The following is a 16,148-nucleotide window of genomic DNA, read 5'->3' on the forward strand; positions in this document are numbered from 1 at the left end:
GCCACTCGAAAGTGACGGGGGCCTTCAATTCCGTACTGCGGGCAGATGGGTTCAGAACCGCCGAGTGATCAGCGCCCTCTTCACTTCCTGGATCGCCTTGGTGACCTCGATGCCTCGGGGGCAGGCGTCCGTGCAGTTGAACGTCGTGCGGCAGCGCCAGACGCCGTCCTTGTCGTTCAGGATTTCGAGGCGCTGCTCGCCTGCCTCGTCACGGCTGTCGAAGATGAAGCGGTGGGCGTTCACGATCGCGGCCGGGCCGAAGTACTGGCCGTCGTTCCAGAAGACCGGGCAGGAGGAGGTGCAGGCCGCGCAGAGGATGCACTTCGTCGTGTCGTCGAAGCGCTCGCGGTCCTCCGCCGTCTGGAGGCGTTCCCGGGTCGGCTCGTTCGTGTCCTTCGTGATGAGGAAGGGCATGACGTCGCGGTACGCCTGGAAGAACGGCTCCATGTCCACGACCAGGTCCTTCAGGACCGTCAGGCCCTTGATGGGCTCGACCGTGATGGGCTTCTCGGGGTTGATGTCCTTGATCAGCGTCTTGCAGGCAAGGCGGTTCCTGCCGTTGATCCGCATCGCGTCCGAGCCGCAGATGCCGTGCGCGCAGGACCGGCGGAACGTGAGGGTGCCGTCCACGTCCCACTTGATCTTGTGGAGGGCGTCCAGGACGCGCTCCTTCGGGTCGATCTCCAGCTGGAAGTCTTCCCAGACCGCCTCCGCCGAGACCTCGGGGTTGAAGCGGCGGACGCGGAAGGTGGCCGTGATGTACGGGGAGTCGGCGAAACCGGGCTCGGGGGTGCCGGCCGCGTCCGCCTTGTCCAGGGTGGGGGTAGCCATCAGTACTTACGCTCCATCGGCTGGTAGCGGGTCTGGACGACCGGCTTGTAGTCGAGACGGATGGACTCGGTGCCGTCGTCGCCGACCTCGCGGTACGCCATGGTGTGGCGCATGAAGTTGACGTCGTCGCGGTTCGGGTAGTCCTCGCGGTAGTGACCGCCGCGGGACTCCTTGCGGGCGAGGGCGGAGACCGCCATGACCTCGGCCAGGTCCAGGAGGTTGCCGAGCTCGACGGCCTCCAGCAGGTCGGTGTTGAACCGCTTGCCCTTGTCCTGGATCGAGACGTTCTTGTAGCGCTCGCGCAGCTCCGCGAGCTTCTCCACGGCCGTCTTGATCGTCTGCTCGGTGCGGAACACCATGACGTTGGCGTCCATGGTCTCCTGCAGCTCGCGGCGGATGTCCGCCACGCGCTCGTTGCCCGTCGACGAACGAAGCCGCTCGATCTGCTCGACGACCAGCGACGCCGGGTCCTCGGGCAGCTCGACGTGCGCGGCCACCTTCGAGGAGTACTCCGCCGCGGCGATGCCCGAGCGGCGCCCGAACACGTTGATGTCCAGGAGGGAGTTCGTGCCCAGGCGGTTCGCGCCGTGGACGGACACACACGCGACCTCGCCGGCCGCGTACAGGCCCGGGACGACCGTGGTGTTGTCCGACAGGACCTCACCCTCGACGTTCGTCGGGATGCCGCCCATCGCGTAGTGCGCGGTGGGCTGGATCGGGATCGGGTCCGTGTACGGCTCGATGCCCAGGTACGTACGGGCGAACTCCGTGATGTCGGGCAGCTTGGCGTCCAGCTGCTCCGGCGGGAGGTGCGTGAGGTCGAGGTAGACGTGGTCGGCCTCGGGACCGCAGCCGCGGCCCTCACGGATCTCCGTGTAGATGGAGCGGGACACGACGTCGCGGGACGCGAGGTCCTTCATGACCGGCGCGTACTTCTCCATGAAGCGCTCGCCGTCCTTGTTGCGGAGGATGCCGCCCTCACCGCGGGCGCCCTCCGTCAGCAGGATGCCCATGCGCCAGATGCCGGTCGGGTGGAACTGGAAGAACTCCATGTCCTCCAGCGGCAGTCCGCGACGGTAGACCGCGGCCTGTCCGTCACCGGTCAGCGTGTGCGCGTTCGACGTCACCTTGAAGAACTTGCCGGTGCCGCCGGACGCGTAGATCACGGCCTTCGCCTGGAAGACGTGGATCTCACCGGTCGCCAGTTCGTACGCGACGACGCCGGCCGAGTGCTTGACGCCGTCGATCTCGACGATCAGCTGGTCGAGGACGTAGAACTCGTTGAAGAACTCCACGCCCTCCTTCACGCAGTTCTGGTACAGCGTCTGGAGGATCATGTGGCCGGTGCGGTCCGCGGCGTAGCAGGACCGGCGGACCGGGGCCTCGCCGTGGTTGCGGCTGTGACCGCCGAAGCGGCGCTGGTCGATGGTGCCGTCCGGCGTGCGGTTGAACGGCAGGCCCATCTTCTCCAGGTCGAGGACCGCGTCGATGGCCTCCTTCGCCAGGATCTCGGCGGCGTCCTGGTCGACCAGGTAGTCACCGCCCTTGACCGTGTCGAAGGTGTGCCACTCCCAGTTGTCCTCCTCCACGTTGGCCAGCGCGGCGGCCATGCCGCCCTGCGCGGCGCCCGTGTGGGAGCGGGTGGGGTAGAGCTTCGTGAGCACGGCGGTACGGCTGCGCTTCGTCGCTTCGATCGCGGCGCGCATGCCGGCGCCGCCCGCGCCGACGATGACTGTGTCGTACTTGTGGATCTTCATGATTCTCGTAGCCCCGGATCTAGCGGATGTTCGGGTCGAAGGTGAAGATCACCAGCGTGCCCAGCAGGATGGTGAACACCGTGGCCGTGTAGAGCAGGCCCTTGAGCCACAGCCGGGTGTTCGCGCGCTCCGCGTAGTCGTTGATGACCGTGCGCAGGCCGTTGGCGCCGTGCAGCATCGCCAGCCACAGCATCAGCAGGTCCCACGTCTGCCAGAACGGGGACGCCCAGCGGCCCGCCACGAAGGCGAAGCCGATCTTGGATACGCCGCCGTCGAGGACGAGCTGGATCAGCAGGTGGCCGATGACGAGGACGACGAGGACGATGCCGGACAGCCGCATGAACAGCCATGCGGCCATCTCGAAGTTGCCACGGGTGGACTTCGGGGTCTTCTTCGTCCGCTTGCGCGGGGCCTCGATCAGGGGCGCCGGGTTGTCGACGCCGTAGAGGGACGCGCCCTCGACGGGGCCGATGCCGGAGGCGGCGGTCTTCTCAGTGGTGGACATTGTTGGCGTCAGCTCCCGAAGACTTCACGAGCGGCGTGGCCGAGTACGGGGTACAGGGCCCCGATCATCAGCACGACCCAGATGCCGACCACGGTCCAGAGCATCTGCTTCTGGTAGCGCGGGCCCTTCGACCAGAAGTCGACGGCGATGACGCGCAGGCCGTTGAGGGCGTGGAAGAGGATCGCGGCGACGAGGCCGTACTCCAGCAGTGCCACGATCGGCGTCTTGTAGGTGGCTACGACCTTGTCGTAGTCCTCGGGGGAGACACGCACAAGAGCGGTGTCCAGCACGTGTACGAACAGGAAGAAGAAGATGAGGACGCCGGTGACTCGATGAGCCACCCATGACCACATTCCTTCCCGGCCGCGGTACAGCGTTCCAGCCGGCACGGAAGAACCCTCCGGGAGCGGGGATTGGGGCCGCGCCGGCTTCTGTGTCGGTCGGGCCCGGCCGGGTACGGTCCACCGGCCCTGGCCATCGTAGCGACGTGTTGTCGGAACGTTTACGGGGGGCCTACCGATGTGATCGAACCGGCAGTCATATGGGACACGGACGGGCTACTCCGTAGGGGGTGGGGGTGGCCACCGGGGTGGGGGTTCGGGTGTTTTGCCTGGTTCGGGTTGGTTGTGGCTGGGGTGCGCAGTTCCCCGCGCCCCTAAAAGATCGCGCCGTTCCTCGCGCCCCCAAAGATTGCGCAGTTCCCCGCGCCCCTGGACGCCTGCGGCGATCCCCGCGGCCCGAGACGCCTGCGCAGCTCGTCGCACCCCTGAAAGATTGCGCAGTTCCCCGCGCCCCTAGGCGCCTGCGGCGATCCCCGCGGCCCGAGGGGCCTGCGCCGTTCCTCGCGCCCCTGAAAGATTGCGCAGTTCCCCGCGCGCCCTAAAAGCCTGCGCCGTTCCCCGCGCCCCCAAGAGGCCGCGCCGCGGCCCCGGAAAGACCGCAGCCGTTCCCCGTGCCCCTATGGGATGCCCTAGGAGACCGTGCAGTTTCCTGCTGGGCTGAGGGATCTGGTGAGGCGGCCTCTGGTTAGGCGGCGGAGTTCTTCGGCTGTGAGGGTTCGTTCCTCGTCGGGATCGTTTGTCAATCGTGATCGGATTCCGGCCAGGACCTGGTCGAGGGACTCCTCGGGGGCCGTGTCGTCCAGGCAGATGACGAAGACGTGGCCGAAACGGCTCTCGTAGGCGGCGTGGGCGGCGCTCAGGGCGGTGTGGGCCGCGGAGTACGCGCCTTCCGGGAGGAGCGTGAGGGATTCGCAGGCCAGGGCCTCGGCGAGATCGCCGGGGGTGAGGTCGTACGCCGCCTCGTCGGCCGCGGCCAGCAGGGACTCCAGGTCGGGGTACGGGCGGTGGGCTGCGACGCGGCGGGCCCAGTGGTGGCTGCCGCAGCAGGCGAGGAGGGCGCGCTCGGCCTCCTCGGTGGGCATGCCGTTGAACCCGTCCAGCCCGGTGCGACGGGTGGGAGGGGTGGGACGGGGTCCGGTGGGATCCGGCGCCGAGCGGGTCTGCCCCGGCAGTTCCGAGGGCCCCGAGGGCCCCGAGGGCTCCAAGAGCTCCGAGGGGCCCGACGGGTCGGTCGGTTCGGACGGGTCCGGAATGGCGACGGCCTGGCCGGGGAGGCGGGAAGGACGGTGCGCGGGCAGCGTGGGTTCCTCGGCGGTTCGGTGACGCCCGGACGGGCGCCACGCGTGGTTCGGCAGGGGGTCAAGTGAGAGATGTGTCATCACGCTATCGAGGTGTGACGCGACCTGTCCGACGGATGCCCGAATATCACCCGTAAGAGAGAGTTTAAGAACGGGCGGTGGACGGCGGCCCCGGGTGACTGGGCCTAGGTTCACAGTGAAGGTACAGGTACGAGAGTGATCGCAGGAGGGTGAGTGGTCTGTGGTGAACGGGCGTGGGCACAGGGCTTCGCGGTCCGTGCCGGGCGGCAGGAGGACTCTGCTGGTCGGTGCGGGCGTGGCGGTCGCGGCGGGTGCCGCGCTGACCGTCGGGCTCTGGCCGAGCGGTGACTCCGGCGCGCCCTCGTCCCAGCGGCCCTCCGGAGGGAGAACCGCCCTGGCGCCGACACCGTCCACTTCCCCCACTCCGTCACCCAGTCGGACGTATCCGCTGTCGAAGACTCCGCGGACCATTCCGGCCGTACGGGAGCACACCCCGGCGCGGGGTCCCGGCTGGCGTCCCGCGAAGGGCGGACGGGTCGTCGTGGGCGACGACGCGCTCGCGGACGAGGGGCGGCTGCTCGCCGGGGAGCTGGGCCTGGCCTACGCGGGCTCCGGCGGGGCGCGGGCCGGCGACGTGGAGCTGGGCCTCACCGACGAGGACGCCAACGCCGAGTCGTACACGCTCGCCGTGAAGGACGGGCGGGTGCGGATCAGCGGGACGGCCGAGGCGGGCGTCTTCTACGGCACGCGCACGCTCAAGCAGGAGGTGCGCCAGGGCGGCACGGCACCCGAGGGAGTCGTACGGGACTCGCCGGCCAAGCCGCAGCGCGGGTTCATGCTGGACATCGCGCGCAAGCACTTCACGGCCGGGTGGATCGAGGACCGGATCCGTGAGCTGGGCGACCTGAAGTACAACCAGCTCGGGCTGCACTTCTCCGACGACCAGGGCTTCCGGATCGCCTCCGACTCGCATCCCGAGGTCGTGTCGAAGCAGCATCTGTCGAAGGCGGAGGTGCGGCGCATCCTCGCGCTCGCGGCGAGCCGGCACATCACCGTCGTGCCCGAGATCGACTCGCCCGGCCACTTGGGCGCGGTGCTCGACGCGCACCCCGACCTCCAGCTCCGCAACACGCAGGGCGTCGTCTCGCGGGGCTCGCTCGACATCTCCAAGCCCGGGTCCGCGAAGATCGTGGACGACCTGCTGAACGAGTACGCGGGTCTCTTCCCCGGGCGCTACTGGCATCTCGGCGCCGACGAGTACCGGGCGCTGACGGTGCCGAACCCGGCGGCCTCGTATCCGCAGCTGGCCGCCGCCGCGAAGGACAAGTACGGCTCGGGCGCCGGGATCGCGGACCTCGCGACCGGGTGGCTCAACGACCGCGCCAAGGTGGTGCGCGGGCACGACCGGACCCCGCGGGCCTGGAACGACGGGTTCTTCCCCGGGGGCACCGTGCAGGCCGACGACGACATCCAGGTCGCGTACTGGACGGGCAAGGAGATCGGCGCGCGGCAGCCGGCCGAGTACCTGCGGGCCGGGCGCGAGCTGATCAACTACAACGACGAGTACCTGTACTACGTCCTCGGGCAGCCCAACGCCTTCGTCTACCCGACCGGGCAGCGCATCTACGAGCAGTGGACCCCGCTCGTCGTGCGCGGGACGACGCCGGTGTCACGGGAGTACGACGACCAGATCCTCGGCGGCTACTTCGCCGTCTGGTGCGACCTCTCCGCCTCGCAGACGCAGGACCAGGTGGCGGCGGGGATCCGGATGCCGCTGCGGGCGCTGACACAGAAGCTGTGGGATCCGCGGAAGCCGGGGATGCCGTGGGCGGAGTTCAAGGAGCTCGCGGGGAAGCTGGGCTGACGCCGAGATGGGATGTTGCCCTCGCGGTACGTATGGGACGAGAGGGACGAGTGGTGTGGCCGTGACGGACGTGACGGTCGTGTCGCGTGGACGTCAACACCCAGGTGACGGTATGCAGGACGAAAAGGCCTGGCCTGGATCACGCGCCGGTGTGGTGTAGTTGCGGCGGCTTGCCCGTTTCGGTGGCGAACTGCCGTGCGTGTGTGGTGTATTCACGCTGGCCGAACCGATACACCGGGGGAGCGGGATGGGCTACTGGGGATATTTCGTCGTAGGCAGGAGCGAGCAGCCGCTCGCGGAACTGGAGGCGCTGTCGGGCGCGACGGGCCTGACGCTGCACCAGACGGCGGACGACGGCTGGCAGGTGTGGGAGTACCCGAACGCTCCCGACGACCCTGCCAAGGGTGACGTCGGCAACATGAATGACCTGGCCCAGGAGACGGGCGCGCCCGCGCTGTTCGGGTACGTGATGGACAGCGACTGCGTGGTCGTCGAGGCGGCGGCGCCCGAGAGCGGTGCCTGGACGACCTGCCTGAACAGGGACGCGATGGCCGGGTACCTCGGCGGCAACGAGGACGGGCTCGCCGTCGACGACTTCTTCCTCGAACCGCACGACGCCGTCGGACGAGCTGTCGCCTGGGCCGCCGAATCGGGGCGTCCCGTGCCCGAGGAACCCCTCCTCGACGTGCTCACCTCCGACGCCGATCCGTCGGCCGAGATGCTTTTCTTCCGATTTCTCGACCGGCTCGGCGTTGTCCCCATGTAGATTTCGGCCAACTCGCAGTGTGACGTTCCGGCCACAGTGCACGCAGTAAGGGGAAGTGCGGGCTCCGTTACCAGAGGCGGCCCCACCGAGGGAGGCGTGATGAGCCTGGTGGAACTGATCGCTCAGGCCGACGAGCGTGGTCTTGCGGCGAGCGGGCTGGCGTGTCTGGACCGGTGCGTGCCGCTGTTGGGCGGGGACGACGAGATTCTGCGGCCGTTGTGGGCGAGCCTTGCCGAGAGCGAGGGGTGGGGCGAGGACTGGGGGGAGCGGGTCGAGCAGGCGCGCGCCAAGCTCGATGTGCCCGGGGTTGGTGCGGGTGTTCCGGGTGGCCGGGGGTTTGCCGAGGGGGAGGCCTCCGTGCTCGCTCATCGGATGCTCGGTGCCGTTCCGGTGGACCGGGGGGCCGGGAACCTTCGTGAGTGGGCCGACGCCTGCTCGGTCGCGGCGCTCCAGATCCATCGTCTGCTCGATGCCGCGAGTGATGGTGCGTCTTCTGTGACGGCTCGGCGGGAGGGGCGTACGCAGGACATGTCGCCGCTTGTCGCGGCCGAACTGCGGCGTCAGATCGCCATCTTGGAGGTGCTGTCCGCGCATGGGCCGGCGGGGCTTCGTCAGGCGCTGGCCCTGTCGACGGAGGGTCGCCGCGTTCTCCGTGCGGTCGTCTCGCGCCGGGCGCGTGGGCGAGTTTGAGGGGTTTCGCCCCCGCCGCCCCTACCCATTCCCGTCACTTCCTCAGGGGCTCCGCCCCCGAACCCCCGAAAAGATTGCGCAGTTCCCCGCGCCCCTAGGTTTTTAGGGGCGCGGGGAACTGCGCAGTCCAGCCGCGACTCACCCGCACGCATCCACCCCGCCAGCCCCCTCCCACCCAGCCCGTCCGGCGTTTGAGGACGAGGCCGTTCAGGCCGATCCCCACCCACCCACGTCTCCCCTCCCGTCCACCCAGCCCCTCCGGCGTTTGAGGAGCGGGGGTCTGGGGGCGGAGCCCCCGGTAAGGGACGGGAATGGGTAGGGGCGGCGGGGGCGAAGAAAAAGCCGGGGCCCGCACAACGCAGGCCCCGGCTCTCAGCTGTGCGGCTACGGGGTCAGGAACTGGCCCAGGCGGCCAGCCGTCGGCGTAGCGAGTTGGGCTACGCCGTAGTAGGCCGACTTGGCGACGGAGACGCCGGAGGCCGTCGTCGGGAGGTACAGGAGCGTGCCGTTGCCCGCGTCCTCCCCCTCCGCGCCGATCAGCAGGTGGGCGCGCCCATGGCCCGAGACGTCCGTCAGGGAGACGGACGAGCCCAGCTTGTCGTCCTTCTCCGTGGAGCCGGGGATACCCGCCGTGTCCTGGGAGTAGGACAGCGAACCGGTGCCCGTGAGGCCCGAAGAGGCGCCCTTGAAGAGCCAGATCGCACCCGCGTTGGCACGGTTGGAGGTGCGGGTGATGTCCTCGTTCGGGGCACCCGCGAGGACGTCCGCGTAACCGTCGGCGTTGAAGTCGCCCACGGAGACCGACGTACCCAGCGCGTCCCCGGACTCGTTGGCGCCCGCGACCCCGGTCGTGTCCTGCGTGATCTTCGTCATCCCGGTCGTGGTGAAGCCGGTCGACGTGCCCGGAACCATGGTGACCTGGCCGCCGGAGATCGCGCCGGACTCGGTGGCGTACGGCTGCCCGATGACGATGTCGTCGTAGCCGTTGCCGTTCACGTCGCCCGAGGCGATGGAGCGGCCACCCTTGACGGAGATCGTGGACACCTTCGACAGGCCCAGTGACTTCGAGCCCTTGAACCAGGTGACCCTGCCGACACCGGACGCGTCGCGGTAGTTGAGCGCCACGTCCGCGTAGCCGTCCCGGTTGAAGTCACCGCTCGTGGCGTCCGCGTACGACAGGGCGCCGGAGACGGTGGTGAGGTCACCGGCGACCTCGTGGCCGTCGTTGAAGCGGGCCGCCCAGTTGCCGCCGGTGCCGGTGGCCGCCGTGAAGACGTCCGCCTTGCCGTCGGCGTTGAAGTCGCCGACCGCGACCGTCGCACCGAACCGCGCGCCGGCCGGCTCGTAGTCGTCGCCCAGCGCCATGGTGTCGGCACCGGAGTCGAACTTCGGGCCGTACAGGATCGTTACGGCACCACGGTCCGCGTGGCCGGTCGTGTCGTCCTCGCCGGGCGCGCCGATCGCGAGGTCCGCGTAGCCGTCGGCGTTGATGTCGCCCCAGGCCGTGGCCGTGCCCCACTGGTCGCCGGACTCGGCGGCACCCGGAACACCGGCGCTGCCCTGGTTGAGCTTCACCTTCGAGGCGGAGACGGGGCCGTTGACACCGCCCGGCACGAGCGTGAGCCAGCCGCTGCCCTGCTTGGGCGTCGCGGCGACGACGTCGCTGATGCCGTCACGGTTGAAGTCGGCCGTGGGGATCGCGGAGTTCTTGCCGGGGCTGGAGGCGTACCGGCGGATCTCGCTCAGCTTCGAGTAAAGGTTTTTGCCGGGGCACGCGGTGGCGAAGCCGTCGCGGTGGCCGGAGATCGTGTTCAGCGTGGCCTTCTCGCCCGCCTTCCACACACCCGTGTCGGCTGCGGCGGTCAGCGTGACCTGGCCGCTCGGGTTGCCCCCGTACTGGCCCAGCTTCCACGCGGCGACGCGCGCCACGGACTCCAGCGCGGCGCGGCTCGGCTTGCCCGCGGCCTTCGCCGGAGTGGTGGAGGTGGCGGCAGCGCCCTCGAAGTCACCGAGGACGGCGATGCCCGCCGAGTCACCGTTGAAGCCGTACGTGTGCGCGCCGCGCACCGGCAGGTCGATGCCGCCGCCGCGGCCCTCGAAGATCCGGCCGCACTTGTCGACCAGGAAGTTGTAGCCGAGGTCGTTCCACCCCTCGCTCTGCACGTGGTACGCCATGATGCCGCGGACCAGCGCCGGGGACTCGGCGCAGCTGTAGTCGTTCGTGCCGACCGTGTGGTGCACGAAGACCGCGCTGACCTTGTCGATGTACTCCGGCGGGTCCTTGACCATCGACTCGTCGGCGCCCCACTGGGCACGGGAGACGATCGGCGGCTGCGCCACGGTGGACGGCGGCGGGGACGGGACCGGGTCGGGCGTCGGCGAGGCGGACTCCGACGCGCTCTCCGAGATGCTCTCGGTGGGCGTCGCCGGCGCGCTGGTCGTGGGCTCCGTACCGGTGGAATCCGTCGGCGACGGGGAGTCCGAGGCCGGGTCGGTCGGGGTCGGCGAGTCGGTCGGGTCCTCGGCGACGAACGCGGCGTTCTCCAGGGAGGTGCCGGTCGTCGTGCCGAGCGCCTTGTTCTTCGCCTCGGCCGAGGTCACACCCGGGTCGACCAGGCTGACCTCAAGGCCCTTGGGCAGCGGCGAACTCGTCGAACCGTCGGCCGCGACCACCCGCGCCTCGACACCGTCGCTCGGGCCGACCCACAGCGGATCGGAGGCACCGCGGGCCTCCTTGGCGCCCGGCTCGGCCTTGTCGACCGGGTGCGGCTCCAGATCCAGGTTCTGCCAGCCGGTCCACTCGCCCGTCGCCAGGTCGCGGGTGCGTACCTGGGCGGTGCCGTCCAGCTCGGTCTTCGCGCCGGTCCAGGTGACGCCGAGCAGCGAGAACTGCGCGGTGCTCGTGCGCTCGACCTCGCGCCGGTCCGAGCCGTCGCTCTGCATCGTCAGCTCGTGCACCTTCACGGGCCGCTTGCTGCGCGCGGCGTCCACGGCCGGGTCCGAGCTCGGGTTCGCGACGGCGTACGTCACGGCGCCCGTCCCGCCCAGCACCACGGCCCCTATCGTCAGCCACGCTCTCCGCTTCAGGCTCAGCGGCTTGTACGCATGGGTCGTCCGGCGACTCAAATGCCCCACCCCTAGGAAATCCTCACAAAAAACCCACCCGTCACTGGGGTGGCTTTCTAATTCAGCGGTAAGACGAGGTTAAACATCACCCAACAGGGGTGTGGGGTACGTCACTTCAGGTTCGCGCAGACATCCGAGAGGGTCGGATGGTTGTACGGGTATCGACGACTTGTGGCGTGACCCTTGTCACTGAGGTGACGTGTGATGTTCGCGGCGCCCGCCCCGCTTGGTCCCCCAGAGGCAGATGCGTGAGCGGTGAGCCAGGGGGCGGAAACGGTGGAAAGGGCAAGGCTGTCGGCCGACCTGCGGATGCGGCGGCACGCGGCGGAGTTCGTACGGGACGTCACGGCACGCAGCCGGCTGCCGTTGGACTACTCGGTCGCGAGCCTGCGGGTGGTCGACTTCGTCGTCGACGGGCTGCGCAAGAGCGGCCGGGACCGCGCGGCCGTGGGGCACGTGCTGTTCGGGCTCGGGGTGTACGCCGGTGAGGTGCTCGTCCGCCGGGCCGGTGCCGTGTGGGTCGAATTCGACGAGGGGCGGCGGGAGTTGTTCGGCCAGCCGGTGGGCGTACGGATGCCGGACGGGCGGCTCTGGAATCCCCTGGGCAAGGTCGTGAAGCGGTTCGAGGTCGGGGAGCGGGAGTCGCTGCGGACGTTCTATCTGCAACTGCACGGTCGGGCGCGGCCCGGGCTGCCGGGGTTGCCCGCGCAGCCCGGGTCCACCGAGGCGGGCGGGACCGACGGGACCAGCAGGATTGGTGGGACCGGCGGGACCGGTGATCGTGCTGGCCGTGGAGCCGACCGCAGGACCGCGCATGGAACCGATCGCGGAGCCGTGCGTGATGCCGATCGTGGAACCGCGCGTCGCGCCGGTCGCGGAACCGGTCGTACGGCCGCCGGGTCATCTGACGGGCTGTGACATTTCCGTGCCGTCCGACGCTGATGACCTTGGGGGCGCGCGGGCATGGCGACCCGCGCCGCGCGGTGCGGATCCGGTACGAACTCGGCGTGAACGAGGACACTGTTGGGCCAGGGAGGGGAATCCCACCGCGGGCGGACGTCCGACGGTGAACTCGGCGCGGCCGTCGCACGGGCGCAGGAAGGGGACGAGGCCGCCTTCGCCGTCGCGTACCGGCTCGTGCAGCCCGGACTGCTCGGGTATGTGCGGGGCCTGGTCGGGGACGAGGCGGAGGACGTGGCGTCGGACGCCTGGCTGGAGATCGCCCGGGACCTGGGGCGGTTCCGCGGCGACGGGGCGGGGTTCCGCGGCTGGACCGCGACCATCGCCCGGCACCGGGCCCTCGACCATCTGCGGCGGCTGAAGGTGCGGCCACGGGCGTCCGCGCTGGAACAGGACATGCTCGACCTGCCCGGCCCGCACAGCACGCACGACCAGGCCCTGGAGTCCCTCGCCACGGAGTACGCGCTCGAACTCGTCGCGAGCCTCCCGCGCGACCAGGCCGAGGCCGTACTGCTGCGGGTCGTCGTCGGACTCGACGGCCCCGCCGCCGCGCGCGTCCTCGGCAAACGCCCCGGCGCGGTACGTACCGCCGCGCACCGGGGCCTGAAGCGCCTCGCGAGCCGGCTCGACGCCGAGGGTGTGACGGATGACGGGCCCAGCACGCTGGGGGAGTCGAGATGAACGGCGAGCGGTCCTTGGCCGGCGAGGGTGGATACGGACATGGCTGAACAACGCGGCCCCGACGACCCTTCGCGCCCCCCTGCCGTGAACCCGCCCGACCTCGGCGAACTGCTCGCCGCCGCCGTGCGCGGCGGCGCGGTCGACGCCGACGCCGAGCGGCGGGTCCTCGCCGCGTTCCGGGCGGCGCGGGACGAGGGGGCGCACCGGGCGGCCGCGCGCAACCGGCGGCGGGACGACTGGCGGCCGGAGCGGGAGCGGCGGGGCGGCCGGTCGGTGCGGACGGCCCTGATCGCGTTGGTGGCGAGCCTGACGCTCGGCGGGGTGGCGGTCGCGGCCATCGGCTCGGTGGGCGGCGGAACGGGGGACGAGGGTGCAGAGCGGGGCGGGCCCGTGCCCGCGAGCAGCGCTCCGACCGGCCCGGCCGTCGCCGCGCCGAATCAGTCCGAGCCCGCGCAGGCCGACCGTGGTTTCCGCCGTCCGCCGTCCGCCCGGGACACCGAGGCCCACTGCCGTGCGTACGACTCCGGCAAGAAGAGTGGCAAGGCCCTCGACTCGACCGCCTGGCAGCGACTGATACAAGCCGCGGGCGGCGCGGAGAACGTCGGGGCGTACTGCGCCGAGCAGCTGGCCGAGAAGAAGGAAAAGGAGAAGCAAAAGAAGAAGGAGAAGGGGAACGCCGGGAAGGACAAGCCGAGCAAATCGCCTAAAGCACCCAAGGCGTCCAAGACTCCCGGCGGTGGCGCCACGAAGAAGCCGAAGAGTGCGAAGAGCCCGAAGAGCAAGGCCGACTGACCGAGAGCGGCCGATAAAAGGGTGCAAAGCGGGATGAAACACCAGCCTCACCGTGCCGATGGCAACGGCCGAGGCCGCCACCCCCCACAGGAGAGGCCCCGGCCGTCGCGCGGCACGGGCCGCGCGGCGGCCCGTACTTGCTTCAGCGTCGGAGGTGCGTTTTGTGTCACACCCCACGCCGGGACGGGATAGTTGCACGTTGTACGGACATGGACGGGGAACGGTTTCACGCCGTAACGTGCCTTTCGCGCCGGACTGCGGCAGACCTGAATCCACGAAGGATCCACGACCGCGACCATCGATCGGGCAACCACGATGGTGAGCAACCACGTCCGCGAGAGCGGCGCCGGTTTAGGCGCATGAGGGAGTGCGGTGCTGGGGGACGACGCGGAGCTGACCGCCGCGGTGCTTGCGGCACAGGACGGAGACGAGACCGCGTTCCGGACTGTGTACCGAGCCGTGCATCCACGGCTCCTGGGGTACGTACGGACGCTGGTCGGCGACCCGGACGCGGAGGACGTCACGTCCGAGGCCTGGCTGCAGATCGCCCGTGACCTCGAACGGTTCAGCGGCGACGCCGACCGCTTCCGTGGCTGGGCCGCCCGGATCGCCCGCAACCGCGCACTCGACCACATACGCATGCGTGGCCGCCGCCCCGCGATAGGCGGCGACGAGACCGAGCTCACCGGCAGGGCGGCCGAGTCCGACACCGCCGGTGAGGCCATCGAGGCCCTCGCCACCGGCAGCACCCTCTCCCTCATAGCCCAGCTCCCGCAGGACCAGGCCGAGGCCGTCGTGCTGCGCGTCGTCGTCGGCCTCGACGCGAAGACCGCCGCCGAGACCCTGGGCAAACGGCCGGGCGCCGTCCGCACGGCCGCGCACCGCGGTCTGAAACGGCTCGCGGAGCTGATCGGCGCGGATCCGGAATCGGCCGGATCGCTGAGTTCCGTACCCCCACAAAGACCCCCACACACAGAACCGCGTACCCGCGCGGTGACGTCCGCCGGTGTGACGCATACGCGTTCGCGGACGCAGAAGGACATGTGATGGCCGACGAGCAGTACAGGTGGCTGGACCGCGAAACGGCGGAGCGGCTGCTGCGCGGCGAGCCGCTGCACGCCGTCGACGCCGACAACCGTGACCAGGCCGACCGGCTCACCGAGGCGCTCGAAGCCCTCGACGCGCTGGGCACGCAGACCGCCGAATCCACGCCCGCCGACGCCGAACTCCCCGGCGAGGCAGCCGCGTTGGCCGCCTTCCGCAAAGCACGCACCGGCAAGAACGGCGAACAGGCGACCCTCGGCCCGCGCACCCGTACCCGCTCGGCAGCCTCGGCCACAGCCACTTCCTCCGCGGCCTCCCGGATCTCCTCCGACGCGGGCCTGATCCACCTCGGCCGCCCCGCCGAGCATCGGCGCGTCCCCACCCGCTGGGGTCGCCCGGTGCGATACGGACTCGCCGCCGCGCTGGCCGCGGGGATGATCGGCGGGGCCGCCATGGCCGCGACCTCCGGTGTCCTGCCGTTCGGCGGAGAGGAACCGGAACCCGGCTCGTCCGCGACGGTCTCCGTCAGCCCGGACCGCCCGCTCGTCTCGCCGTCCCCCGAGAAGAAGCCGGGCGGCGGCCCCGACCGGCCGCGGCCCGACAGCAGCGCGGGCGGCCCGACCGGCAAGGGTTCGGCCCCGGACGGAGAGGCGCGCGGCGGTACGGACGCTGGCGCACGGCCCGATCCCGGCGACGACCGGCCCGAGGGGCGGCCCGCCCGGGGGTGGCGCTGGCTCGCCTCGGTCTGCCGCGACCTCCGCGACGGCAAGAACCTCGGCTCCGAGCGCAGACGCGGCCTGGAGGACGCGGCGAACGGCGCCGAGCAGGTGAAGAAGTACTGCCAAGGCATCCTGAAGAACTGGGGCGACCGCGACTCCGGCGACGGCCGGAGCGGCAGCGGGTCGGGCAGGGGCGGGTCGGGCAGGGGCGGCTCCGGCTGGAACAACGACCGCGAGGACAGGGACGGCAGGGACAACGACGACGACGGTGACGAGGACGGGGACGGCTCGCACATAGGCGCGGGCGTGTCCCCGGACGCCGGCGGCACGGTCCGGCCCATGGCCCTCGCCCCGGCCGCCGCCCGGTCCTCGGCGACGCGGACGCCGACACCCGTACGGACCCTGCTCCAGGCACCGAGCACACCGAGCACACCGAGTGCACCGAGCCGGACGCCGGTGCGGACGCCGATTCGAGCGCTCGCCTCCGATGCCGGCGCCCCGACGCGACCCGCAGCGGCCCCCACCTCGGCGCTCTCCACGCCGGACCGGTCCACCCCGGCCCGGTCCACGGGATCCAAGCCCCGCTCCACGGAACCCAGGGCGTCCGCCCCGCGCACCCAGCGGGCGCTCCCCGCGCTCTCGTCATCCTCCTGAACCGCCGCCCGACCTGGGGTTTCCCACCGCTGCCCGGCCGCCGCCGCCCGGGTGTGACGTTTTCAGCCGCGCTGACGCAGTAGTAAGCGAGCCGACTGG

14 protein-coding genes are annotated in these 16,148 nt (G+C 70.7%); 8 read left to right on the forward strand and 6 right to left on the reverse strand.

The features are described from left to right. Window positions 1-51: 51 nt before the first annotated feature. From ACN20J_RS30565 to ACN20J_RS30585, 5 genes are all read right to left on the reverse strand, one after another. Complete coding sequence (locus ACN20J_RS30565; RefSeq protein WP_419667267.1) at window positions 52-831, reverse strand: succinate dehydrogenase iron-sulfur subunit; 780 nt, start codon at window positions 829-831, stop codon at window positions 52-54. Then, complete coding sequence (gene sdhA, locus ACN20J_RS30570) at window positions 831-2,588, reverse strand: succinate dehydrogenase flavoprotein subunit (RefSeq protein WP_055618603.1); 1,758 nt, start codon at window positions 2,586-2,588, stop codon at window positions 831-833. The genes ACN20J_RS30565 and sdhA overlap by 1 nt, the downstream gene beginning before the upstream one ends. Before the next feature lie 19 nt (window positions 2,589-2,607). Beyond that, the gene (locus tag ACN20J_RS30575; protein ID WP_055618602.1) at window positions 2,608-3,093 is read right to left on the reverse strand and encodes a succinate dehydrogenase hydrophobic membrane anchor subunit; all 486 of its coding nucleotides are present in this window, start codon (window positions 3,091-3,093) and stop codon (window positions 2,608-2,610) included. 8 nt (window positions 3,094-3,101) lie between these two features. Next, window positions 3,102-3,482: a succinate dehydrogenase, cytochrome b556 subunit gene (gene sdhC / locus ACN20J_RS30580; RefSeq protein ID WP_149511863.1), complete on the reverse strand. Its 381-nt coding sequence runs from the start codon at window positions 3,480-3,482 to the stop codon at window positions 3,102-3,104. 581 nt (window positions 3,483-4,063) lie between these two features. Further along, window positions 4,064-4,516, reverse strand: a complete 453-nt coding sequence (locus ACN20J_RS30585) for a 2-oxo-4-hydroxy-4-carboxy-5-ureidoimidazoline decarboxylase (RefSeq protein ID WP_246575242.1) — start codon at window positions 4,514-4,516, stop codon at window positions 4,064-4,066. A gap of 514 nt (window positions 4,517-5,030) precedes the next feature. Between ACN20J_RS30585 and ACN20J_RS30590 the strand changes: the two genes are divergently transcribed. From ACN20J_RS30590 to ACN20J_RS30600, 3 genes are all read left to right on the forward strand, one after another. Further along, window positions 5,031-6,617, forward strand: coding sequence for a beta-N-acetylhexosaminidase (locus tag ACN20J_RS30590; RefSeq protein ID WP_419668992.1), 1,587 nt, complete (start codon window positions 5,031-5,033; stop codon window positions 6,615-6,617). 247 nt (window positions 6,618-6,864) lie between these two features. Beyond that, entirely contained in the window at window positions 6,865-7,383 is a 519-nt protein-coding gene (locus ACN20J_RS30595) for a hypothetical protein (protein WP_189837273.1), read from the forward strand. Between the two features lie 99 nt (window positions 7,384-7,482). Beyond that, window positions 7,483-8,073 (forward strand): hypothetical protein, encoded by a 591-nt coding sequence (locus ACN20J_RS30600; protein ID WP_419667268.1) that lies wholly within the window; start codon window positions 7,483-7,485, stop codon window positions 8,071-8,073. Window positions 8,074-8,457: 384 nt separating this feature from the next. Here the strand turns inward: ACN20J_RS30600 and ACN20J_RS30605 are convergent, their stop codons facing one another. Beyond that, window positions 8,458-11,124 (reverse strand): FG-GAP-like repeat-containing protein, encoded by a 2,667-nt coding sequence (locus ACN20J_RS30605; RefSeq protein ID WP_419668993.1) that lies wholly within the window; start codon window positions 11,122-11,124, stop codon window positions 8,458-8,460. 351 nt (window positions 11,125-11,475) lie between these two features. Between ACN20J_RS30605 and ACN20J_RS30610 the strand changes: the two genes are divergently transcribed. The 5 genes from ACN20J_RS30610 to ACN20J_RS30630 all read left to right on the forward strand — a co-directional run bounded on the left by ACN20J_RS30610 (window position 11,476) and on the right by ACN20J_RS30630 (window position 16,049). Continuing rightward, entirely contained in the window at window positions 11,476-12,117 is a 642-nt protein-coding gene (locus tag ACN20J_RS30610) for a hypothetical protein (RefSeq protein ID WP_419667269.1), read from the forward strand. Between the two features lie 105 nt (window positions 12,118-12,222). Further along, window positions 12,223-12,840: an RNA polymerase sigma factor gene (locus ACN20J_RS30615; protein WP_189837276.1), complete on the forward strand. Its 618-nt coding sequence runs from the start codon at window positions 12,223-12,225 to the stop codon at window positions 12,838-12,840. Window positions 12,841-12,879: 39 nt separating this feature from the next. Then, entirely contained in the window at window positions 12,880-13,632 is a 753-nt protein-coding gene (locus tag ACN20J_RS30620) for a hypothetical protein (RefSeq protein ID WP_419667270.1), read from the forward strand. Between the two features lie 372 nt (window positions 13,633-14,004). Beyond that, window positions 14,005-14,679 carry an RNA polymerase sigma factor gene (locus ACN20J_RS30625; RefSeq protein ID WP_190229593.1) on the forward strand — a complete coding sequence of 225 codons (675 nt, stop codon included), beginning with the start codon at window positions 14,005-14,007 and terminating at the stop codon, window positions 14,677-14,679. Beyond that, window positions 14,679-16,049: a hypothetical protein gene (locus ACN20J_RS30630; protein ID WP_419667271.1), complete on the forward strand. Its 1,371-nt coding sequence runs from the start codon at window positions 14,679-14,681 to the stop codon at window positions 16,047-16,049. The genes ACN20J_RS30625 and ACN20J_RS30630 overlap by 1 nt, the downstream gene beginning before the upstream one ends. Window positions 16,050-16,148 lie beyond the last annotated feature (99 nt).

It is taken from the genome of Streptomyces sp. 2-1 (assembly GCF_048564895.1).
Lineage (GTDB): Bacteria > Actinomycetota > Actinomycetes > Streptomycetales > Streptomycetaceae > Streptomyces > Streptomyces phaeochromogenes.